Source organism: Yoonia sp. (genome assembly GCF_030731595.1).
GTDB lineage: Bacteria > Pseudomonadota > Alphaproteobacteria > Rhodobacterales > Rhodobacteraceae > Yoonia.
This window is the reverse complement of record NZ_JANQTS010000040.1, coordinates 1-20219: the sequence shown is the minus strand read 5'-3', so window position 1 is coordinate 20219 and position 20219 is coordinate 1. Positions and strand designations below refer to the sequence as shown.

At 59.1% G+C, this 20219-nt stretch carries 22 protein-coding genes; 6 read left to right on the top strand and 16 right to left on the bottom strand.

The window, feature by feature from the left end; all coding sequences use genetic code 11:
- From NWQ23_RS04055 to NWQ23_RS04045, 3 genes are all read left to right on the top strand, one after another.
- On the top strand, positions 1 to 539 hold a 539-nt coding region (locus NWQ23_RS04055), incomplete at its 5' end, for a TRAP transporter large permease subunit (protein WP_306164967.1).
- A 374-nt stretch (positions 540 to 913) separates the two neighbouring features.
- Positions 914 to 1843 carry a calcium/sodium antiporter gene (locus NWQ23_RS04050; protein ID WP_306164966.1) on the top strand — a complete coding sequence of 310 codons (930 nt, stop codon included), beginning with the start codon at positions 914 to 916 and terminating at the stop codon, positions 1841 to 1843.
- 17 nt (positions 1844 to 1860) lie between these two features.
- Entirely contained in the window at positions 1861 to 2946 is a 1086-nt protein-coding gene (locus tag NWQ23_RS04045; RefSeq protein WP_306164965.1) for a GNAT family N-acetyltransferase, read from the top strand.
- Here the strand turns inward: NWQ23_RS04045 and NWQ23_RS04040 are convergent.
- From NWQ23_RS04040 to NWQ23_RS04020, 5 genes are read right to left on the bottom strand one after another with little or no spacing between them, the layout of a single operon-like run.
- Entirely contained in the window at positions 2943 to 4058 is a 1116-nt protein-coding gene (locus tag NWQ23_RS04040; protein ID WP_306164964.1) for a hypothetical protein, read from the bottom strand. The two genes, NWQ23_RS04045 and NWQ23_RS04040, sit on opposite strands and share 4 nt — an antisense overlap.
- A complete protein-coding gene (locus NWQ23_RS04035; protein ID WP_306164963.1) occupies positions 4055 to 5284 on the bottom strand; it encodes a CoF synthetase in 1230 nt (409 codons plus the stop codon). The genes NWQ23_RS04040 and NWQ23_RS04035 overlap by 4 nt, the downstream gene beginning before the upstream one ends.
- Positions 5277 to 6071: an MBL fold metallo-hydrolase gene (locus tag NWQ23_RS04030; RefSeq protein ID WP_306164962.1), complete on the bottom strand. Its 795-nt coding sequence runs from the start codon at positions 6069 to 6071 to the stop codon at positions 5277 to 5279. The genes NWQ23_RS04035 and NWQ23_RS04030 overlap by 8 nt, the downstream gene beginning before the upstream one ends.
- Positions 6068 to 7054: an NAD(P)-dependent oxidoreductase gene (locus NWQ23_RS04025; RefSeq protein ID WP_306164961.1), complete on the bottom strand. Its 987-nt coding sequence runs from the start codon at positions 7052 to 7054 to the stop codon at positions 6068 to 6070. Before NWQ23_RS04025 ends, NWQ23_RS04030 begins: the two co-directional genes overlap by 4 nt.
- Positions 7054 to 8022 carry a 3-oxoacyl-[acyl-carrier-protein] synthase III C-terminal domain-containing protein gene (locus NWQ23_RS04020; RefSeq protein ID WP_306164960.1) on the bottom strand — a complete coding sequence of 323 codons (969 nt, stop codon included), beginning with the start codon at positions 8020 to 8022 and terminating at the stop codon, positions 7054 to 7056. Before NWQ23_RS04020 ends, NWQ23_RS04025 begins: the two co-directional genes overlap by 1 nt.
- A 153-nt stretch (positions 8023 to 8175) precedes the next feature.
- Here NWQ23_RS04020 and gndA point away from each other — a divergent pair, with 153 nt between their 5' ends.
- Positions 8176 to 9576, top strand: coding sequence for an NADP-dependent phosphogluconate dehydrogenase (gndA, locus tag NWQ23_RS04015; protein ID WP_306164959.1), 1401 nt, complete (start codon positions 8176 to 8178; stop codon positions 9574 to 9576).
- Position 9577: 1 nt separating this feature from the next.
- Here gndA and phoB read toward each other — a convergent pair whose 3' ends face one another.
- From phoB to NWQ23_RS03980, 7 genes are all read right to left on the bottom strand, one after another.
- The gene (gene phoB, locus NWQ23_RS04010) at positions 9578 to 10264 is read right to left on the bottom strand and encodes a phosphate regulon transcriptional regulator PhoB (RefSeq protein ID WP_306164958.1); all 687 of its coding nucleotides are present in this window, start codon (positions 10262 to 10264) and stop codon (positions 9578 to 9580) included.
- Positions 10265 to 10269: 5 nt separating this feature from the next.
- Positions 10270 to 10977 (bottom strand): phosphate signaling complex protein PhoU, encoded by a 708-nt coding sequence (gene phoU, locus NWQ23_RS04005; RefSeq protein ID WP_306164957.1) that lies wholly within the window; start codon positions 10975 to 10977, stop codon positions 10270 to 10272.
- Between the two features lie 12 nt (positions 10978 to 10989).
- Positions 10990 to 11790 carry a phosphate ABC transporter ATP-binding protein PstB gene (pstB, locus tag NWQ23_RS04000; protein ID WP_306164956.1) on the bottom strand — a complete coding sequence of 267 codons (801 nt, stop codon included), beginning with the start codon at positions 11788 to 11790 and terminating at the stop codon, positions 10990 to 10992.
- A 12-nt stretch (positions 11791 to 11802) separates the two neighbouring features.
- Complete coding sequence (gene pstA, locus NWQ23_RS03995; protein ID WP_306164955.1) at positions 11803 to 13122, bottom strand: phosphate ABC transporter permease PstA; 1320 nt, start codon at positions 13120 to 13122, stop codon at positions 11803 to 11805.
- The gene (gene pstC / locus NWQ23_RS03990; RefSeq protein ID WP_306164954.1) at positions 13119 to 14321 is read right to left on the bottom strand and encodes a phosphate ABC transporter permease subunit PstC; all 1203 of its coding nucleotides are present in this window, start codon (positions 14319 to 14321) and stop codon (positions 13119 to 13121) included. The genes pstA and pstC overlap by 4 nt, the downstream gene beginning before the upstream one ends.
- Positions 14322 to 14390: 69 nt before the next feature.
- Entirely contained in the window at positions 14391 to 15425 is a 1035-nt protein-coding gene (locus NWQ23_RS03985) for a substrate-binding domain-containing protein (protein ID WP_306164953.1), read from the bottom strand.
- Between the two features lie 114 nt (positions 15426 to 15539).
- Positions 15540 to 16568, bottom strand: a complete 1029-nt coding sequence (locus tag NWQ23_RS03980) for a cell wall metabolism sensor histidine kinase WalK (protein ID WP_306164952.1) — start codon at positions 16566 to 16568, stop codon at positions 15540 to 15542.
- A gap of 153 nt (positions 16569 to 16721) precedes the next feature.
- Here NWQ23_RS03980 and NWQ23_RS03975 point away from each other — a divergent pair, with 153 nt between their 5' ends.
- Entirely contained in the window at positions 16722 to 17120 is a 399-nt protein-coding gene (locus NWQ23_RS03975) for a hypothetical protein (RefSeq protein WP_306164951.1), read from the top strand.
- On the opposite strand, the gene NWQ23_RS03970 is transcribed toward NWQ23_RS03975, so the two are convergent.
- Genes NWQ23_RS03970 through NWQ23_RS03960 form a run of 3 tightly spaced genes read right to left on the bottom strand, consistent with a single transcriptional unit; the run spans position 17117 to position 19170 of the window.
- Complete coding sequence (locus NWQ23_RS03970) at positions 17117 to 17641, bottom strand: gamma carbonic anhydrase family protein (RefSeq protein ID WP_306164950.1); 525 nt, start codon at positions 17639 to 17641, stop codon at positions 17117 to 17119. The genes NWQ23_RS03975 and NWQ23_RS03970 overlap by 4 nt on opposite strands.
- Positions 17638 to 18276 (bottom strand): guanylate kinase, encoded by a 639-nt coding sequence (gene gmk, locus NWQ23_RS03965; protein ID WP_306164949.1) that lies wholly within the window; start codon positions 18274 to 18276, stop codon positions 17638 to 17640. The genes NWQ23_RS03970 and gmk overlap by 4 nt, the downstream gene beginning before the upstream one ends.
- A 3-nt stretch (positions 18277 to 18279) precedes the next feature.
- The gene (locus tag NWQ23_RS03960) at positions 18280 to 19170 is read right to left on the bottom strand and encodes a YicC/YloC family endoribonuclease (protein WP_306164948.1); all 891 of its coding nucleotides are present in this window, start codon (positions 19168 to 19170) and stop codon (positions 18280 to 18282) included.
- A gap of 192 nt (positions 19171 to 19362) precedes the next feature.
- Here NWQ23_RS03960 and NWQ23_RS03955 point away from each other — a divergent pair, with 192 nt between their 5' ends.
- A complete protein-coding gene (locus NWQ23_RS03955) occupies positions 19363 to 20010 on the top strand; it encodes a PAS domain-containing protein (RefSeq protein WP_306164947.1) in 648 nt (215 codons plus the stop codon).
- On the opposite strand, the gene NWQ23_RS03950 is transcribed toward NWQ23_RS03955, so the two are convergent.
- The coding region (locus tag NWQ23_RS03950; protein ID WP_306164946.1) for a 3-deoxy-7-phosphoheptulonate synthase at positions 20011 to 20219 on the bottom strand (209 nt) is incomplete at its 5' end.

Below are 20219 nucleotides of genomic sequence, written 5' to 3'. Positions count from 1 at the left end.
TGTGTATCGCGATCCTGCTGGGTATGGGGATGCCGACAACGGCGGCCTATGCGGTGGCAGCCTCTGTGGTGGCACCGGGTCTTGTGCAGCTGGGTATCCCCACGCTCACGGCGCACTTCTTTGTCTTCTACTTCGCTGTCGTCTCGGCCATTACCCCGCCTGTGGCGCTGGCCAGTTACGCGGCGGCGGGCATATCCGGGGCGAACCCGATGGCGACATCTGTCGCCTCGTTCAAGATCGGCATCTCGGCCTTTATCGTGCCGTTCATGTTCTTCTACAACGGCGCGATCTTGATGGATGGCACATGGCCGGAGATCATTCGCGCGGGGGCTACAGCTGTATTCGGTGTGTTCCTGCTGTCATCGGGCGTGCAAGGCTGGTGGGTCGGGGACCGGGCCGCATGGCCGATCCGGATCGGTTTGATACTTGTGGCGCTTTTCATGATTGCAGGCAGCCTGCTCACCGACCTTGTCGGGATCGGCGGCGCGGTAGCCCTTTATCTGGTCGCGCAGTTCACCCGATCAAAGGCCACGGCATAGCCGGACGCCACAACCAATCAGGCCAAAGGGGGCAGCGCAGGCGCGCTGCCCCCTTTCTTTTGGGACAAGGTTCTTCGCGCGAAGACCTTTAAACAAATCTGTCGCACCCTATTTGATTTCAATAAGTAAAATACCAACGGGGGCAGATGCAGGGTTTCCTGGACAATGCAATCGCATCGATGACGCGCACTGTCCTTGGGCAGGGTCGTTTTGCGCGTGCGTCAGGACGCCCGGCGCGGGCAGACAAATCCCATTTCACTCACCCATCAAATACGGTATCCCCCCAAGAACCGCACCTCACATGACCCTAAGTCAGGACATCTGCTTTGTTTGAACTCTCGACCTACGACCTTTTTGTATTGTCCGCTGGGGCCATGGCGTTTGGACTGTATTTGTTGATCAAAGGGGGTGACTGGACCGTCGATGCCGCCGTGTTTGTCGCCGAACGGACCGGTCTTTCGCCGCTTTTTATCGGGGCAACGATTGTGTCTTTCGGGACCTCTGTGCCGGAACTCTTCACATCGGTGAATGCCAACCTGTCAGGCTATCCCGGCATTGCGCTCGGCAATGTGCTTGGCTCGAATGTGGCCAATATCTTGCTGGTACTGGGCGCAACGGCCTTTGTCTTTTCCCTGACAGCCAATCCAAAGCATCTTGTAAAGGACCTTGCGATGATGCTGCTGGCCACGGCGATCCTGGTCTATGGGATGCTGTCCGGCAGCTTTGGCCAGGTCTTTGGCCTTGTCATGTTCGGGATCTTGGCGGTTTTTGTTTTCTACCAGTACAAAACCGACAGTCTGCCGCTTGACGACGATGAAGAAGACGACGGGCCTGGCATTTCATCGATGAAAGGGGCTGTCATTATTCTCTTGGCGGGCCTTGCGGCGCTGGCTGTCGGATCAGAGCTTTTGGTCAAAGGTGCCGTGCAAACCGGTACCGCACTTGGCGTCCCCGAAGCCGTGATCGGCATGACGGTCGTGGCATTCGGCACCTCCCTGCCCGAGCTTTCGACCTGTATCGCCGCAGCGCGCAAGCAATCGGTGGGCCTGATCCTTGGCAATATCATCGGGTCGAACACGTTCAACATCCTGTCGATTGTGGCCTTGACCGCAGTGATCAAACCGCTGGACGTTGATCCGGTCCTGCTGGGCATGGAAATGTGGGGCACCGTGGCTGTTGCGGTTGTGTTCACGATCTGGATGCTGACCGTGGGCAAGCTGACACGGCCCGTGGGGATTGTGATGATGCTGGGTTATGTCGCCTTTGTCGCAGCCCAATACCTTCAACCGCAAATGGTGACCTGAAGGCCGTGACGGGCGATGTGACAAATGATCCGGCTCTGGTTGGCAAACTGGTCACGCTTTTTAACAAGACCCCTTCACAAGAGCTGGTCACAAACCTGTCCGTCACCATGCAGTTGCAGAGGTTCGGCGGCACCGATTACCCTGTCAGCATCAGCGATCCGCCCAACTGCTATATCTGCTGTCCCAGCATGGCCTATCTTGACTATGCGATTGAAGAGACACGGCATTTTACCGCCAATCCGGTCTTGCAAAAAAGCCTGAACGCGCTGATCAGCGCGTGCCGCCCCTTGATGCGGGCAACAGGACTGGACCATCAGGTGCAGGTCAACAACTGGCTCTTTTCGACCAATCCCGTTCCCCTGATCGACCTACAGACCGCAACGGAAATCCGCGATGAACTCAGCGCCGCACATCCTGCGCGCGCGGTCGTGATCCGGTCTTTGAATGACATCGCGGATGTGCAAAGCATGGCTGCTCTGACCCAAGCAGGGTTCTTTCTGCTCCCCGCTCGGCAAATCTATGTGGTGGATCATACCCGTCCCAAGCCCGCCAGCGTGGATATGAAACGTGACCGGAAGCTGCTGGAGAAGACCGAATACACCCTGTCCGGGGCAGATACCTTCAGCGCAAGCGACTGGACCCGCGCCACAGCCCTTTATCACATGCTTTATGTGGACAAATACACGGCTCTTAATCCGCAGTATACGCCGGGCTTTCTTGCACAGGGGCATCAGATCGGACTATTGCGGATCATCGGCTTGCGGGGGCGCGATGGCATTCTGGATGGTGTTGCCGGCATGTTTCAGAACGGCAAGACGATGACCGTACCCTTGATCGGCTATGACACGGCCAAACCGCAAGAGCTGGGGCTCTACCGGATGCTGAATGCCATTGCGCAGCGGCGCGCGGCGCAGAGCGCCAGTTTCTACAATCTCAGCGCGGGTGCTGCCGGTTTCAAACGCCACCGCAACGGGGTGCCCGCGATCGAATACACGGCCGTCTATGTCGGGCATCTAGGGCTGAAGGCGCGCAGCGCCACGCGGCTGGTGCAATTGATCCTGACCCATGTGGGTGTTCCGCTCTTGCAGCGTTTCGCGCTTTAGTCGCCATTCCATGCGATGTCATGCGTCGTTGCGGCGACCAAGCCGATGCGGTGACGCGCGGCGACTGCGGCCACTTCGCGCGTGGCCCCCCATTGCGCGCGGGCGGGTGCGGGATCGTCGGGCCAGAACATGACGTCTTGGGCGGTCCGCAGGTCTTGCCAAACCTTCAAGGGTCTTTGAAACGGGCCATACAGCGCCAGCGCGGCCTTGACCGCTTGCAGCCCATTGACGTCCGGCTGCACCGCCTGCCCTGACAGAAGTGCCTTTGCAAATGCCGCTGGGGCGCGAAAGAAGTGGATACCGCTGGTGGCGCGCGGGTTACATTCGATTGCGAGGATATCGCCGCCCGCCTTGCGGATCATGTCAAACGACACCTGACCGGTCCACCCCGTCCCCTGCACAAAGCGGCGGACATAGGTGGCAATCTGCGGATCCGTATCCGGTAGAAAGGCGATGCCCGCCCCGCCACCCGCCCGGTACACAGGGCGATAGGCCGCCAAAGCGGTCACCTCGCCGGCATGGGCGACCGCGTAAACACATACCTCGGTCCCGCTGACAAAGTCTTGCGCAACCCAAGGGTCCTGCGGTGACGGCACGATCGTGACGGCCTTCGGGCGCAGCTTGACCCGTGTGGCAAAGCGCGACCAGACCGGTTTGAAAACCAGTTGTGCCGGTCGCAGATCAAGGGCCGCCAGATCCGCCTGCGATGTCAAAAGCCGCGTCCTTGGCACGCCAAGATCCAGAGACCGGGCCAGTTCGACAAAGGCGAATTTACTATGCGCCCGCGCCAGTACTCCAAGGGGCGGCGCAAAGAGCGGCACGCCCATGTCGCCTTTGGACCAAAGGGCGGCAAGGTGGAACACTTCTTCGCAAGTGGGGATCACAAGGTCGATATCGTGATCGGCAACGGCCTGTTTCACGGCCCTGCCATAGGCGACGGGATCACCGTTTGCAGCAGGCAGAGGCACAAAGGCGGCACAGGCCTTTGACGCTGCCCCCACAGTCCGGCGCAAGCTGTCGGCCATGACAACGTGATGCCCTGCCCCATCCATCAGACGCGCCAAGTGAAGTGCGGCAGGTGCGCGCGCGCCTGTAATCAGAACCCGCGTCACGGCCGGCTCCGGCCAAAGCGGTTTTCAACGCGCCGCAGTTTGCGCGACATATCCGGGAACATCTCTGTCGCTGTCACGTCAATCTCCGCATGGACCGCTTTGCGCTGCAGGACGGCCTCAAGCGCGCGCCTGACGGCCTTGATGTCGCAACCCGGCGGGATCGACACCTCTATCCTTGCTGCACCTGTCTGGACCACCCGGAAATCTGTGATCCTCCGATCCGCATCCACCACAGCATTGCGCAGGATGTCGGGGGTGATCAGCGTCCCTGCAAAGTCAAAACAATCGTCTGCGCGGCCAACCACCTCTGCCACGCTCCGCTGCGGCAAACCGCAAGGGCACGGCGGGCCAAGCCGGATCAGATCGTTCATTCTGTACCGCGCCATGATTTGCACATCGCGGCTAAAGTCACTGATAATCACTTCGCGCAGGTCGGGATCATCGCCAAAGGGCGGCAGTTCAAAATGCATCGTGTCTTCGCAAAGATGCAGGGTGCCTTGGGCGCAGGACACCGCAAAGAGCCCCTCTGTGGCCATATAGATCTGGCCTACGGGCTGCCCGAAATACTCGGCGACAATCGCACGATCCAGCGCATCAAGCGCCTCGGCCCCCGCAAACACCTGTTTGGGGCGCAGGGCAAGCCTTTGTTCGGCCATCAGGCGAAGCACCTTGGGCGGAGCGATAATGATCGTCGGATCAAAACCACATAAATCGGCAGCCCAATCATCGGCCAGATCAAAAAAACGCAGGTTCAACCGCGCAAACCGGTTGGCGCTGTCGTAAAGCGGCGTGTTGAGCGGCAAAAGCACCGCCACGCGATGCCGCATGCGCCAGAACCCCGGCACCGCTTTGGCAAGGATCGTGCCCAACCAGCGAAACCGCTCGGCTTGGGAAATCACAAAGAGGCCGCGATTACCGCTTGTGCCGGTGCTGGCCCCGACGATCAGCGGACCGATATGTTTGCTGCCCGCAAAGGCCTCCCAGCCCATCCGGTCGGTGATGCCTGCACGGTTGAAGGCACCAAAATCGGCCATCTGTGTGGCCTTATCGACAATGGGCAGGTCGGCCAGCGATGCCGACACGCGGCCCTGATAAAAGGGGACGCGCGGGACAGACTGGCGTAACCAACGTGCCAACCGCCGCCGGGCCACGGCATCGCATTGCGCCCGCGTCCTGATCTGCCGCACCCGCCAATAGGCAAGGATCGCGTGGCGCAGATCAAACATCGGGCGGGGCCCAGTCAAAGGGTGTCGGTGCGGGATCATGGCACAGAACCACCGTACCGCCCGCTTGGGCGAAAGCGCGCACAAGGGCTATGCTTTCGTGCGCGGCCGTTGTGTCATCCGCCAGCAAGGACGCCGGAAAACCGGGCGCGCGGTCTTGCAGGATGCCTGCCAAAAGCCACTGCACATCCACTGCATAAAGCAAAGGATCATCACCGGGAAAACAAAGCCCGTAATGGCCAGCCGCATGGCCGGGTAAAGGCACAGCCAGCACCGTCCCATCACCGAACACATCATAGCCCGCGCCCAATCCGAAAGGCAGTGCTGCTTGCGGAAAGCTGCGCAGATCAATCTGTCTTTGCGCAAAATCATCGGGCAAGAGTGCGGGAAAGATGCCATGCCGCAACCCGCCCCTGACCGGGCCATCGGTCACGAACCGTGCGTTGGGAAAATCACGCAAGTAGCTGATGTGATCGGCATGGAAATGCGTCACCAGTATTGTCTGCACATCAGCGGCGGTCCGTCCCTTTGCCGCAAGCAAAGCCATGGGGCTGCTGTCTTCCCGGATCACCGGATGCAAAAGCCAGCTATAAAGCCGCAAAGCCAGACTGCGCCCGGGTCCCTTGGTCAGGCGTGGTCCGCAGCCCCCGTCAATCAACACAGCGCCATGGGTCGGATGATCAATCAGCCCGACACGCACCGGCAAGCTGACCCGACCTGTGCCGCCCCGCAGGATCAGCGCTTGGCGTGTCCGGTAATCTGCCGTGTTCGCAAAGACCGGCCGGATCATAGCACACCCCGCCGCATCGCCCCATCCGCGAATGTACGCTGCACCCCTTCCGCAAACGACACCCCCGGTGCCCAGCCCAAAAGCCGCTTTGCCTTTGAGATATCAAGCGTCTGCCGATAGCGCAGAATACCCAAGGCATAGGCCGTCACCGGTGGTTCTGGCTGGCGGGGCAGCAGTCTTGCGCCCTGTTCAAGCGCGCGCGCCGCTGCAAAGGCAGGTGCAAAGGGCAAGGTCCGCCAGCGCGGGGTCACGCCCGTTGCCTCACAGGCTGCCGCGATGATATCGACCAGCGGCACCCCTACGCCACCCGAGATATTCACGACCTCGCCCGCAACATCGGGTGCAGCGTCCAAGGCCGCGCGACAGGCCGCGACGACATCGTCCACATGGGTGATATCTGTCGCCCCAGAGGGGGCAAATCGCGGGATCGGTCCGCGCGCCGCAACCCGCATCAAACGCGGCAAGAGTGCCGTATCCCCTGCCCCGTAAATCCCGCGTGGTCGCAAAACCAAAGGGTTCAACGCGGCCCGCGCAAGCACCTCCTGTTCGGCCAGATATTTGGTGCGCGCATAGGCGTTGACGAAGTGCGCCGCTATCTGGTGTTCGGCCAGATTGTCCTGATCCTTGTACTGGAAATAGACGCTGGCGGTCGACACAAAGACAAGCCTTTTGGCACCCAGTTCCTGGGCCAGATCTGCGATATGCCGTGTTGCCTCGACATTGGCGGCCTCAAAGGCGGTCTGCGTGCCCCAAGGCGATGACAGACCCGCACAATGTACCACGGCGCAAACCGGCCCGATCCTGTCGCGGTCCGCCGCTGGCACGGGATGCGCAAGATCAAGCCGGACCGTCTTGATCCCCAGAGCGGCCAAGACCGCAAGCGCTTGGCTGTTCCGCCCCGTCGCAACCACATTGCCCGGTCCAAGCGCCCGCACCAGATGCGACCCCAGGAACCCTGTCGCTCCTGTGACCAGCACCACCATCAGACCGTCACCGCCACGCCGCCCAAGGACACGCCCGCCGACGTGCCAAGCATCAGGACCCTGCTGCCCGGTTTCAGCCTGTCTCGCGCATGGGCCAAGGCATATGGAATGGAAGCCGCAATCTGGTTGCCCACCTCTGCGCTGATATCGACAACGATATCCGATCCAAAACCGCATTGCCGGATCAAGTGCCGCAATGCCATAGGGCTTGCCTGATGCGGGATGACCAGATCGACCTGCGATCTTTCCCATCCTGCAGCGTGCAACAGGTGATCAAGGAACGGGACAAAGGTTTTGGATGTCAGGCGAAACAGGGCTTTACCATCCATATGAAACAACGAATGTGCGGCAAAGGCCTCGGTTTGGGTGCGAAAATCAAAACGGGTGCCGCCTGCGCCAATCTCGCAGATATCATAACCCGAGGGATAGGTCCGGAACCGGCTGCAGAAAGTCGCCTCTCCCTGTTCGATGACAACAGCCGCCGCACCGTCACCAAACAGCCCTGCAATTTCGGGGTGGGTTTCCCAGGGCAGCGCCCGCGAGGCCACCTCGGAGGCGATGACCAAGGCCCGCCGACAGGACCCGCGCGCCAGCAAGCCCGCGCAGACTTCAAGGGCAGTCAGGAAACTCAGGCAGGTCGCGTTGACATCAAAGGCAAAGGCGGCCCCGTCGGCGATGCCGAGCCCTGCCTGATACGCAGGCGCCGTGGCCGGGATCGGCTGATAAGGCACCGCCGAAGCCCCGATCACCAGATCAATATCGCCTGCCCCGCAGTTCGCATCGGCCAAAGCCGCCTGCGCGGCTGCAACGCCCATCGTCACCTGATTTTCATCCGCCCCGCAAAATGACCGCGACCGCACGCCGGTCATCCCAAAGACCGTACCGGACGGCAGGTCGTATGCTGCATCCAGATGCTCTGAAGACCGCCGCTGGGTAGGCAGATATGATCCGATGCCGATGATTTTCACGGGCTCTCTCGTCCTTGCTTTGTCATTTATGAACATTGCTCACGATTTTTGAAAATGCAAGGGCCGGAAGGTCAGGAAAACCCGCCCTGCCCGTTTCAATCCGGCACAAAGCTCTCTATATCACTCACAAATCCAGAGCAGTAAGGGCCCATCATGAGCACAGCAGAGATCGGCGTAATCGGCCTAGGCACAATGGGGGCGGCATTGGCGCTCAATATTGCGGATAACGGATTTGACGTGGCTGTCTGGAACCGGACTGCCGAGAAAACACAGAAATTTCATGAGGATGCAGGCGATCTTGCAAGTCGCATCACTCCGACGCAGACGCTTGAAGAGCTGGTCGCCGCGCTTAAGGAACCCCGCGCAATCATTCTGATGGTCCCTGCGGGCGCGGCTGTGGATGACCAGATCGCAGCCCTGCGCCCTTTACTGGGCCGCGACGATATGATCATCGACGCGGGCAACGCGAATTTCCATGACACGAACCGCCGGGTCCGCGAGGCGGGCGATCTGCCGTTCCTTGGGATCGGCGTATCGGGTGGCGAAGAAGGCGCGCGCTTTGGTCCTTCGATCATGGGCGGCGGCAAGCGGGTCTATTGGGACCGTGTGGCCCATATCCTTGAAGCGATCTCTGCCAAGCATGACGGCCAGCCCTGCGCGACCTGGATGGGCGAAGACGGGGCCGGGCATTTCGTCAAGGCCGTGCATAACGGGATCGAATACGCCGATATGCAGATGATCGCCGAGGTCTACGGGATCATGCGCGACGGGCTCAGCATGACCAGCACCGCCATCGCCGAGACCTTCGCAAAATGGGACAAAGGTCCGCTGCGCAGCTACCTGATCGAGATCTCGGGCAAAGTGGCCGCTGCCACCGATCCGGCCACAGGCCAGCCGATGCTGGATGTGATTGTCGATGCAGCAGGGCAGAAAGGCACAGGACGCTGGACTGTGATCGAAGCCCAGCACCTTGCAGCGCCAATCCCCGCGATCGAGGCCGCGGTGGTTGCGCGCAATTTGTCATCGCAGCGCGACGCGCGGGCCGCCGGTGAGGCCCTTTTCGGGACAGCCCCACGCCATATGCCCCATGAAACCTTGTCTCTGGCCACGTTGGAACAGGCGCTGATTGCCGGCAAGATCCTGTGCTATGCGCAGGGGTTCGGCATGATCGAGAAAGCCTCGGACGCCTTTGGCTGGGCCCTGCCCTTGCCCGCGATTGCCGAAGTCTGGCGCGAAGGCTGCATTATCCGGTCCGCGATGCTGGACGATATGGCAAGCGCCTTGCGCGAAAATCCGGACCGCAATCTGATGATGGCGCCGAAATTTGCAGCACTTCTGACCGACACCCACAACGCCTTGCGCCAGACCGTGGCGCAGGCGGCATTGCATGGGCTGGCCTTGCCTGCTCTCTCCTCGGGTTTGGCCTATTTCGACGCGATGCGGACTGCGCGCGGCACGGCCAACATGATCCAGGGACAGCGTGATTTCTTTGGGGCTCACGGGTTTGCGCGGATGGATGGCGGCGAAGGGCATCATGGCCCATGGGGCAGCTAGACTAGCCTAAGGCGTACCCTGCACCGCGCACGGTGCGCACCGGATCGGTGCCGCCATATTGCGTCAGCACTTTGCGCAGGCGCCCCACATGGACGTCAACAGTGCGCGTATCCACGTAGATATCCCGCCCCCACACACGGTCGAGCAGCATATCGCGCGACCAGACCCGGCCCGGTTTTTCCATGAAGGTCGTGAGCAGGCGAAACTCTGTCGGGCCCAGCTTCAACGGGCTGTCGTTGCGGGTCACCCGGTGGGTTTCGGCATCCAGCACGATATCATCAAAGGTCAGGACCTGACCGACGGTCGCAGGGCGCACGCGCCGCAACTGTGTGCGCACCCGCGCCATCAATTCGGACACCGAATAGGGTTTGACCACATAGTCATCCGCTCCGGTTTCAAGCCCGCGCACCTTGTCCACCTCTTCTGACCGCGCCGAGAGCATGATCACAGGGATGCTACGTGTCTCTGGCTTCATCTTGAGTCTGCGGCAGACCTCGATCCCCGACAGGTTGGGCATCATCCAATCCAGCACGATCACGTCGGGCGTGTCTTCATCCACGCACATCAGACCTTCGTCACCGTTTTCAGCGCGGGTCACGCGAAAACCTTCGGCTTCGAGGTTGTAGGCCAGAACTTCGCGTTGCGCGGCCTCATCTTCAACAATCAGAACATGGGGTTGCTGTGCCATCTGTCTTAACTCGGATCTGTCACATAGGCGGTCTTGTCACCTTTCGGGCGCGCCTCTTCGGGCATTTCGCCGGTGACCAGATAGATCACCTGCTCTGCCATATTGGTGGTCAGGTCGCCCATGCGTTCGATGTTCTTGGCCATGAAATGCAGGTGCATACAGGCGGTGATATTGCGCGGGTCTTCCATCATGAAGGTCAGGAATTCACGGAACAGCGCGTTATACATCTGGTCGACCTCTTGGTCGCGCTGCCGCACATCCTCGGCCAGTTCCGCATCACCGCGCACATAGGCATCAAGCGTGTCTTTCAACATCTGCTCGACCTCACGCGCCATACGGCGCAGGGCGGCGTCTGACCCGTTCACGGGGTTCATCTCGACCAGCACCCGGGTGCGTTTGGAGATGTTCTTGGCGTAATCGCCAATCCGTTCGAGTGATGCGGCCAGCCGCAAGACAGTCAGGACAGAGCGCAGGTCCTTGGACACCGGCGCACGCAGCGCAATGGTGCGCGCAGCCTCTTCGTTGATCTGGATCTCCAGAGCGTCGATGACCTTGTCACCGTCACGCACCTCGTCGGCCAGTTCCACATCGCGGTCCGCAAGCGACTTGGCCGCCTTCAGGATCGCCTCTTCGACAAGCCCGCCCATCTTCATGATGAGCGTCGTGATGCCCTCAAGATCGCGGTCATAGGCCGATGAAATATGTTCGTGCATCATCACTGCTCCTTACCCGATCCGGCCGGAAATATAGCTTTCCGTGCGCGGGTCCTGCGGGTTGGTGAAAATCTTGTCGGTGTCGTCGTATTCCACAAGGTTACCAAGATGGAAAAACGCGGTCTTCTGGCTGACGCGGGCGGCCTGCTGCATGGAGTGGGTCACAATCACGACCGAAAAGCTCTGGCGCAACTCGTCGATCAGTTCCTCGACCTGTGCGGTGGCGATCGGGTCGAGCGCAGAGCAAGGTTCGTCCATCAGCAGGACTTCGGGCGCTGTCGCGATGGCGCGCGCGATGCACAGGCGCTGCTGCTGACCACCCGACAGGCCAGTGCCCGGCGCGTCCAGACGATCCTTGGCTTCGTTCCAAAGGGCGGCTTTGCGCAGGGATTTTTCAACAATCTCGTCCAGATCGGCCTTGTTGCGGGCCAGACCGTGGATTTTCGGGCCATAGGCCACATTGTCATAGATCGACTTTGGAAACGGGTTCGGCTTTTGGAACACCATGCCGACCTTGGCGCGCAACTGCACCGGATCGACCTTGGGATCATAGATATCTTCATTGTCGATGCGAATGTCACCGGTGACGCGGGCGATATCAATGGTGTCATTCATCCGGTTGATACAGCGCAAGAAAGTGGATTTTCCGCAGCCCGAAGGACCGATGAAGGCCGTGACCGTCTTGTCGTCAATCTCGACACTCACGTCCTTGATGGCGTGCGTGTCGCCGTAATAGACCTGCACATTCCTGGCCGAGATCTTGATGTCCTGCTGTGTACTCATTGCGCGGTCCATATGAATCATGTCTTCCATTTTTCCAGTCTCCTACCAGCGCCGTTCAAAGCGGCGGCGCAAATAGATCGCGACCGCATTCATTATAAGCAAAAACACCAGCAATGTAATGATGGCACCCGATGCGCGTTCCACAAAGGCCGGATCAGAGCGTTGCGTCCAGTTGTAGACCTGCACCGGCAGCGCGGTTGACGCCTCGCCGAACAGTCCGCTTTCAGGCGAGAACGCCGCCGGATATTCGCGTACAAAGGCCACCATGCCGATCAGCAACAAAGGTGCGGTTTCCCCCAAAGCCTGCGCCAAGCCGATGATTGTGCCGGTCAAAATCCCCGGAGCGGCCAAAGGCAATACATGGTGAAACACCGATTGCATCTTGGATGCGCCCACGCCCAATGCGGCATCGCGGATTGACGGCGGCACTGACTTCAACGCTGCACGGGTCGAAATGATGATCGTGGGCAGCGTCATCAGGGTCAGCACCAAACCACCCACCAGGGGCGAGGATTGGTTGAATTCCATAAAGTTGATGAAGATCGCAAGCCCCAGAATACCGTAGACAATCGACGGGACCGCCGCGAGGTTCGAGATGTTCACCTCGATGAGATCGGTCCAGCGGTTCTTGGGCGCAAATTCTTCCAGATAGATCGACGAGGCCACACCGATGGGCAGCGCCAGAAACAGGACAACCAGCATCATGTAAAGCGAGCCAAGGATGGCAACCCCCAGACCCGCCGCTTCAGGCCGTTGGTCGGATGCATCGGGGGCGGTGAAAAAGTTCCAGTTGAACTTGGTTTCAATCACACCGGCTTCGGCCAGTTGCTGCGCCAATATCAGGGCTTCGGGCGAGGTATTGCCGTCTAGTGCGGCGGATTCCATCGTCACGCGGCCTTTGAAGACACCATCAATCCGGCCTGAAGCCAGAATATCAAACGTCACGGTCTGCCCTACCAGATCAGGGTTCGCCAGAACGCGGTCTCGGACGGTGGCAGAGGCCTCTTTCGAGATCATTTCGCCGATGTCTTTGGCCGACAACTCTGTTGTGAGCCCTTGGCGCTCAACTTCGGCAACAAGCGCGTCACGCAGGATCGGGTTATAACCGATGGTGGTCACCTTCGCCATATCGGCGGGATCGCGGTTGCCAACCTTGTCCAGCTTGTCCGCAGGCAGCGGCACTTGCAGCGTGATGAATGTTTGCTGGAACGCACTCATACCATTGTTCACGACCGACGTCAGCAAAACCGCAAGGGCCAGCATCGCGACGATGATAGCGCTCAGGCCATAAGCCTTGAACCGCGCCTCTTTGGCGTTGCGCTTTTTGGTGCGCGCGTCCGTGACCAGAAGGGAGTTTTTCATTCGTACTGCTCCCGATATTTGCGGACGATATAAAGCGCAAAGACATTCAGACCGAGGGTGATGACAAAGAGCGTCAGACCAAGGGCAAAGGCCACCAAGGTTTCAGGGCTGGCAAAGTCGGTATCGCCGGTCAGCTGGCTGACGATCTTGACGGTCACAGTTGTCATGGCCTCGAAGGGGTTGAGCGACAACCGCGCCGCTGCCCCCGCCCCCAAGACCACGATCATCGTCTCGCCAATGGCGCGGGACGCGGCCAGCAGGATCGCACCGACGATACCGGGCAAAGCGGCAGGGATCACGACCTGGCGGATCGTCTCGGACGGTGTGGCACCCAGGCCAAGGGAGCCGTCGCGCATCGCTTGCGGGACAGCATTGATGATGTCATCCGACAGAGAACTGACAAAGGGGATCAGCATGATACCCATGACCAGACCGGCGGTCATGACCGATGACGCGCTTTGGCCCAACCCCATGGGTTCGGCGAAATAGTCCCGCAACAGCGGCCCGACAGTGATCAGCGCAAAAAGCCCGTAAACGATGGTGGGGATACCGGCCAGAACCTCGATCGCGGGCTTGGCAATCGAACGCATGCGCGGGCTGGCGTATTCGGACAGATAGATCGCCGCGAACAACCCGACAGGGACTGCGAAAACCAGCGCGATAAAGCTGACGTAAAGTGTTCCCCACAGCAGCGGAATGATCCCGAGATCAGAATTGCCACGAAAGTTTGGGGACCAAGTGAGCGAGAAAAAGAAGTCACGCCAGTCGTATTGACCAAAGAAATTGAAGGTCTCGAACAGCATCGAGAAGACGATACCAATTGTCGTCATAACTGCGATGGACGAGGCGAAAATCAAAAGACCAAGGATCCAGCGCTCGGCGAAGATGCGTGCGCGCGAGTTCGTCTTGATTCCGATCAGCGATAGCGCAAAACCCGTGACACCCAGTCCCATGATCACAAGGGTGAACAGCCAAGATGGCCCGGTGTCGGCAAAGCGCCCATAAAGCGCAAAAAGCAAGACAGCAGCAGTGGGCGGAACGACAGTGGCAAGCGCCGTGTTCAACGCGTGTTGATGTGGAAGCGAAACAAGGCCGCGAATGTCGCCACCCGCCACCTGCATAGCCCGCGATTTTGCCAGATAATAGCCAATGACGGCCAGCGCAAAGATCAAGAAAAGCGGGGTCGTCAGCGATTGCATGGGGGTATTTTCCAGTGCCAAAGTAAGTGTCGGGGGCGTCCTTGAACGCCCCCGCAGTTTTCGTTTCGATTAAGAGCCGCTGCCCATAACCATTTCGCTGGAAACAGTTTCCTGAACTTTCATCAGCTCTGGATCGGACACAAGACCATACTCGGCCAAAGGACCATCAGGGCCCGCGATGTCGTCAGAGACGAAGAATTCAGCGAATTCTTTCAGACCGGGGATCACACCGATGTGGGCTGCTTTGATGTAGAAGTACAGCGGACGTGACACTGGGTATTCTGCCGACGCGATGCTTTCGGTTGTTGGAATAACACCGTTCATGGTCGCAACTTGCAGCTTGTCTGTGTTGTTTTCGTAGAAGGACAGACCAAATACGCCGATGCCGTTTGTATCGGCGTCGATGCGGGCCAGTGTTTCTGTGTAGTCACCGTCGATGTCTACAGAACGGCCATCTGTACGGATCGCCATGCACTTGCCTTCGGCTGTGTCTTCGTCAACGCCGGCGGCCAGCATTGCTTCGAGGAAACCGCCCTCTTCGCAGCCAGCGAGGATCACTTTTTCCTCGAACACTTCACGTGTGCCGTGCTTGGTGCCGGGGATGAAGGCCTGGATCGGCTGAGCCGGGAAAGCCGGGTTCACTTGGTCCCATGTTTCCAGCGTGTTTGGCACCAAGGCACCGTCGATAAAGTGCTCTGCGGCCAGCGCCTTGTACCAGTCTTCTGGCGTGAATTCGAAAGCGTTGCCATTGATATCGGACGCAAAGACGATGCCGTCATAACCGATACGCACTTCGATGATATCGGTCACACCGGCAGCGGCGCAGACTTCGATTTCCGCAGGGCGGATCGCGCGGGATGCATTTGCGATATCGATGGTGTTTTCACCAACACCTTCGCAGAAACGCTTCAGGCCGGCAGAAGACCCACCGGATTCGACAACAGGTGTCGGGAAATCAAAGTTCTCGCCGAAGAGTTCGGCGACGATGGATGCATAAGGCAGCACGGTAGAAGAACCAGCAACTTGCACATTGTCACGTGCAAAAGAAGTTGTGGCAGTTAGGGCAATGGCCGCTGTTGTCGCGGTCAGTTTCATGATCGACATCAAATCACTCCTGTCAGTCAAATACCGGTGGCGCGCGAACCGCTCCACCATTGCGGCCCGTCTAGACCCCGCTCTCAAAGCTTTTGTGACACTTATGTAAAAGTTTTATGACGCTCACTGGCAGGGCAGGAAAACAGACACTTTTGTACCAACGCCCACTTCGCTTTCGATCAAAAGCCGGCCCCTGTGACGATTGATGATATGTTTGACAATGGCCAGACCCAGTCCGGTCCCGCCAACTTCACGTGATCTATGGCTATCGACCCGGTAGAACCGCTCGGTCAGGCGGGCAATATGGTGCTCTGCGATCCCGTCACCTTTGTCTGAAACGCTGATCCGCACCGCTTCACCACGCAGCCTTTGGTGCATTTGGCGTGCCGCCAGCGTCACCGTGACCGTCCCGCCCGAGGCGCCGTATTTGATCCCGTTTTCCACAAGATTGGTGAACACCTGCACAAGCTGGCCGGCATCCCCCGGCACCAGATCGAGCGCCGATTCTACCTCCAAGACGACGTCAACGCCCGCATCTTTGGCCTGCGGTTCGAGCCCTTTGATGACAGAGGCAAGCAGCGCAGCCAGATCAACCTGTTCGCGCGGCCTGACCCGCTCGTCTTCTTCGACGCGGCTGAGCGAGAGCAGATCATCCACCAGCCGCGTCATGCGATTGGCCTCATGGGCCATAATCCCCAAGAAACGGTCCCGAGCTGCTGCATCATTGCGAGCCGCACCACCCAGCGTTTCGATAAAGCCCAGCAAGGCCGTCAGCGGCGTGCGCAATTCATGGCTCACATTGGCCACGAAGTCTCGGCGCATCTGCCCGACCTCTTCGGCGGCGGTCTGATCCATGAACGTCAGCAAGATGTCCCCGTCTGCCGCAGCGACCGCAACGCGAAATACCGTGTCACGCGGCCCGGCACGCCCTGTAAAGCGGATCTCCTGGGGCGTCCCGGATGCCCGGGTTTCGGCAATGGCGTTGATGATGGCTGGCTGCCGCAAGGCCGTGATGTAGTGCTTGCCTACAAGATCAACGCCCAGAATGGAATCGACCCCCGCATTTGCAGCGCGCACACGTTCATCCGGCCCGATCAGCATGACAGGCAGCGGAAAGGAATCAATTACAGAAACAATGCGTTCTACGGTCATGGCCAATCATTAAGGGCCCGAAGTCTAATTTGAAAGACTGTGACAAAATGTCCTGCGATGTTGCCGGTATTCTGATAAATAAAACTTGATAATCAACCGCTGCACACTTCTTGATATCTATATTCAACTTTAAATAAAGTGATTTCGCAATAAATGAAGCCTGACGTTCGGCGCCTGACATCTGTCAACTCTCTCGACGCGGAAGAGGTTCAAAGCAATCATATCCTTGTGATTGGGGATATCGACCGTTGGTTCGCCGAAGGACGCCTGACGGCTGAATTGGACGATTATCACTTTATTGATTTTGACACCCTCACCGAAGAAGCGCTTGAAGGGTTCGCGCCGGACATCATCCTTTCTCCGCTTCTGGCAAATGGCTTTGATGCACTGGACATTGCCGCGAGATTGCAAGGCTTCGGGTTCAAGGGCCGGTATCGTGTCGTGGCCGCGCCTGTGCCCAACGCGGATGTTGTTCTGGCAGATATCCGCACCCATGCCCCGGATATCGACTTTGATCTGCTGCTGGTCCCGCCTGCAAGTTCTGGCGATTAGGCCAAAGGTTTCAGGTCGCGCACAAAACGTGCCGCATTGTCCTGATAATGCCGCGCAGAGTTCTTGAGCCCCTCAATTGCGGCCTCGTCAAGCATCCGGACAACTTTGCCCGGTGCGCCCATCACGAGTGATCCATCCGGAATGGTTTTGCCTTCGGTGATCAGAGCCCCTGCCCCGATCAGGCAATTCTTGCCAATGACGGCCCCGTTCAAAACCGTGGCCCCCATCCCGATCAGACTGTTTTCGCCAATGGTGCAGCCATGCAGCATCGCCTTGTGACCGATCGTGCAACCCGCCCCGATTGTCAGCGGAAAACCAATATCGGTATGCAGCACGCAGTTTTCCTGCACGTTACTGCCAGCGCCTATGGTGATGCATTCATTGTCGCCCCGCAGCGTGCTCCCGAACCAGATGGATGTTCTGGCCTCTAACACGACAGTCCCGATGACATAGCAGCCGGGGGCCACCCATGCATCTGCCGCCACAACGGGCGCGCGATCGCCTAACGCAAAAAGGCTCATGTTCGATCTCCAAACTGGGCTTGCAGGTCACGGACGTGATCAACCAACTGTGGTTGCTGTGATCTGCGCAAGCGCTCTGCGGTGATGATGGTCTTGAGCTGCGCTTCGGTGGTGTCAACATCATCGTTCACCAGAACATAGTCATAGCCACCCCAATGGCTGATCTCGTCCCAGCTTTTCTGCATCCGGCCTTCGATCACCTCTGCTGAATCCTGTCCGCGGCTGATCAACCTGCGATGCAATTCCGGGATCGAGGGCGGCAGGATGAAAATGGACAACACATGGTCCTTCAGGGTCGAATTGCTGATCTGCTGCGCGCCCTGCCAGTCGATATCAAAAAGCACATCGCGCCCGCTTTCGATCGCGGCCTTGACCGGGGCTTTGGGCGACCCGTAGTAGTTTCCAAAGACCTGCGCATGTTCCAGCATCCCGTCTTCGGCCACCTGCGCCTGAAACGCGGGGACCGAGACAAAGAAATAGTCCTGCCCATCCACTTCGCCTTCGCGGGGTGCCCGTGTGGTGGCCGAAACGGAAAACTGCAAAGTGCTGTCCCAAGCCCGCAAGCGGCCGGCCAAGGTCGATTTTCCCGCCCCCGATGGGGACGACAGAATGATCAAAAGGCCGCGTCTTGGCATCGGTTACTCCACGTTCTGAATCTGCTCGCGCATCTGGTCGATGACGGCTTTGAGGTCAAGGCCGATGGCCGTCAGTGGGGCCGCCTGCGCCTTGGCGCAAAGCGTATTGGCTTCGCGGTTGAATTCCTGCGTCAGAAAATCAAGTTTGCGCCCCGCAGGTTTGTCATTTTCCAAAAGCGCGCGGGCGGCAGATACATGCGCTTTCAGGCGGTCGATTTCTTCGGTCACGTCTGATTTCACCGCCAGAACAGCAAGCTCCTGTGCGATCCGGCTTTCATCGACCTCGGCGGTCGTCTCAAGCACGCGCTGCAGGGCGAGCGTCAGGTTCTCGCGCACCTGTGGCGCGCGGGCCTGTGCCGCTTGCGCCGCGGCCTCTGTCAACGTCGCGATCTGGTCCAGTTGATCTGCGACGATCTGTTCCAATGCGCGCCCTTCGGTCGCCCGCATCGCCACAAAATCGGCCACCAAAGGCGCAACATCAGCGATAAGGGCCTCTGCGAGTGCGGCACTTTCGTCCTCGCGTGCCGTCGTGACCAAGACACCGCGCTGCGACAGCACATCGGCGGCTGTCGGTTGGCCAAGGGTGACCCCCATCGCAAAGGCGCGTTCTTGAACCAGATCAAGCGCCCGCAGCACACTGTCCAGTTGCGCGGCATCGACCGTAATAGCGCCGGCGGCATCTTCGCGTGTCAGGCGCAGGTTTACCGTGACATTTCCCCGGGCCAAGGTTTGCGTCAGGGCGCTGCGCAAGGCGGGTTCCAGACCTTCAATCCCGTCAGGCAAACGAAACCGCAGGTCGAGGCCGCGGGCATTCACCCCGCGCATTTCCCAACTCCATGCTGTCGCGCCAAGGGTCCCGGTACGGCTTGCAAAAGCGGTCATAGACTGGATCATCGGGCGGCACCTTTATCTTTTGTCTGCGCACCTAAAGGGAAACAGCGCACGGGGGCAAGAGCGCGCCTCTCTGAGCCGTTAACCAGTTAACACTTTATTAAGAGATTGCAGGGCTAAGTTTTGTTAAATTTCTAATAAAGAAATTTAGCAAATTGTTCCGTTCGCAGGGCAAAGTAACGAGGAGTGATTTTGTTGGAAATTATCGAGCCCGACCAAAAACGTCGCCGCAGCGATTGGGCCAGTATGCACGATCCAATCCTGAAGAGCCTGGAACAATACTGGCAAACCTTGCGCCGGACCCAACAGATTCCGGCGCGCACGGACCTCCAGCCAACCAAGATCGACCAGGTGCTGTCTTACACCTTTATCGTCCATCGCGTGGCCCCCGGGACAGCCCGATTTCGGGTCGCAGGCCAGAAGATCCACGAATTGCTCAAGATGGATGCGCGCGGCATGCCGCTGACGACGCTGTTCCACCCGCAGGCTCGCGGACAAATCCAGGACTATGTCGAATTGGCTTTTGCGGAACCTGCGATCATCGCGCTGCCGCTTGTCTCCGACGGCAGTCTTTTGCGGCCGACCTTGAATGGCACCATGCTGCTGCTGCCGATGCATGATTACTATGGGCAGTCCAACCGGCTTTTGGGCGCATTGGTGACAGACCCTCAAAACAGTTCAAATCGCCCGCGCCGCTTTGTCATTCCGCCGGATGCACCCATACGCCACGACCCTTTGGGCCTGAAGCTCGCGGCGACACAATTGATGCCTCGCGACATGATCCAAACGAAAAGGCCGGACGCATCACGCCCGGCCCTCAGATTGGTCGTCAATAACGACTGATCAGCCCGCTTTGGCCTGCCGGATCGTGTTCCGACGGGCCGAAAGTTCCTCGGCCACCAAAAAGGCAAGCTCCAGCGATTGTGATGCATTCAGGCGGGGATCACAGGCCGTGTGATAGCGGCTCGACAGGTCCTCATCGGTCACAGCCCGCACGCCGCCGGTGCATTCGGTCACATCCTTGCCGGTCATTTCAAAATGCACACCGCCGG

Bases quoted from the DNA above. Each gene is read 5' to 3' on its own strand.
- NWQ23_RS04050 (WP_306164966.1), top strand. From the start codon at position 914: ATGGCGTTTGGACTGTATTTGTTGATCAAAGGGGGTGACTGGACCGTC.
- NWQ23_RS04035 (WP_306164963.1), bottom strand. From the start codon at position 5,284: ATGTTTGATCTGCGCCACGCGATCCTTGCCTATTGGCGGGTGCGGCAG.
- NWQ23_RS04030 (WP_306164962.1), bottom strand. From the start codon at position 6,071: ATGATCCGGCCGGTCTTTGCGAACACGGCAGATTACCGGACACGCCAA.
- NWQ23_RS04025 (WP_306164961.1), bottom strand. From the start codon at position 7,054: ATGGTGGTGCTGGTCACAGGAGCGACAGGGTTCCTGGGGTCGCATCTG.
- gndA (WP_306164959.1), top strand. From the start codon at position 8,176: ATGAGCACAGCAGAGATCGGCGTAATCGGCCTAGGCACAATGGGGGCG.
- phoB (WP_306164958.1), bottom strand. From the start codon at position 10,264: ATGGCACAGCAACCCCATGTTCTGATTGTTGAAGATGAGGCCGCGCAA.
- phoU (WP_306164957.1), bottom strand. From the start codon at position 10,977: ATGCACGAACATATTTCATCGGCCTATGACCGCGATCTTGAGGGCATC.
- pstB (WP_306164956.1), bottom strand. From the start codon at position 11,790: ATGGAAGACATGATTCATATGGACCGCGCAATGAGTACACAGCAGGAC.
- pstA (WP_306164955.1), bottom strand. From the start codon at position 13,122: ATGAAAAACTCCCTTCTGGTCACGGACGCGCGCACCAAAAAGCGCAAC.
- pstC (WP_306164954.1), bottom strand. From the start codon at position 14,321: ATGCAATCGCTGACGACCCCGCTTTTCTTGATCTTTGCGCTGGCCGTC.
- NWQ23_RS03985 (WP_306164953.1), bottom strand. From the start codon at position 15,425: ATGTCGATCATGAAACTGACCGCGACAACAGCGGCCATTGCCCTAACT.
- NWQ23_RS03980 (WP_306164952.1), bottom strand. From the start codon at position 16,568: ATGACCGTAGAACGCATTGTTTCTGTAATTGATTCCTTTCCGCTGCCT.
- NWQ23_RS03975 (WP_306164951.1), top strand. From the start codon at position 16,722: ATGAAGCCTGACGTTCGGCGCCTGACATCTGTCAACTCTCTCGACGCG.
- NWQ23_RS03970 (WP_306164950.1), bottom strand. From the start codon at position 17,641: ATGAGCCTTTTTGCGTTAGGCGATCGCGCGCCCGTTGTGGCGGCAGAT.
- gmk (WP_306164949.1), bottom strand. From the start codon at position 18,276: ATGCCAAGACGCGGCCTTTTGATCATTCTGTCGTCCCCATCGGGGGCG.
- NWQ23_RS03960 (WP_306164948.1), bottom strand. From the start codon at position 19,170: ATGATCCAGTCTATGACCGCTTTTGCAAGCCGTACCGGGACCCTTGGC.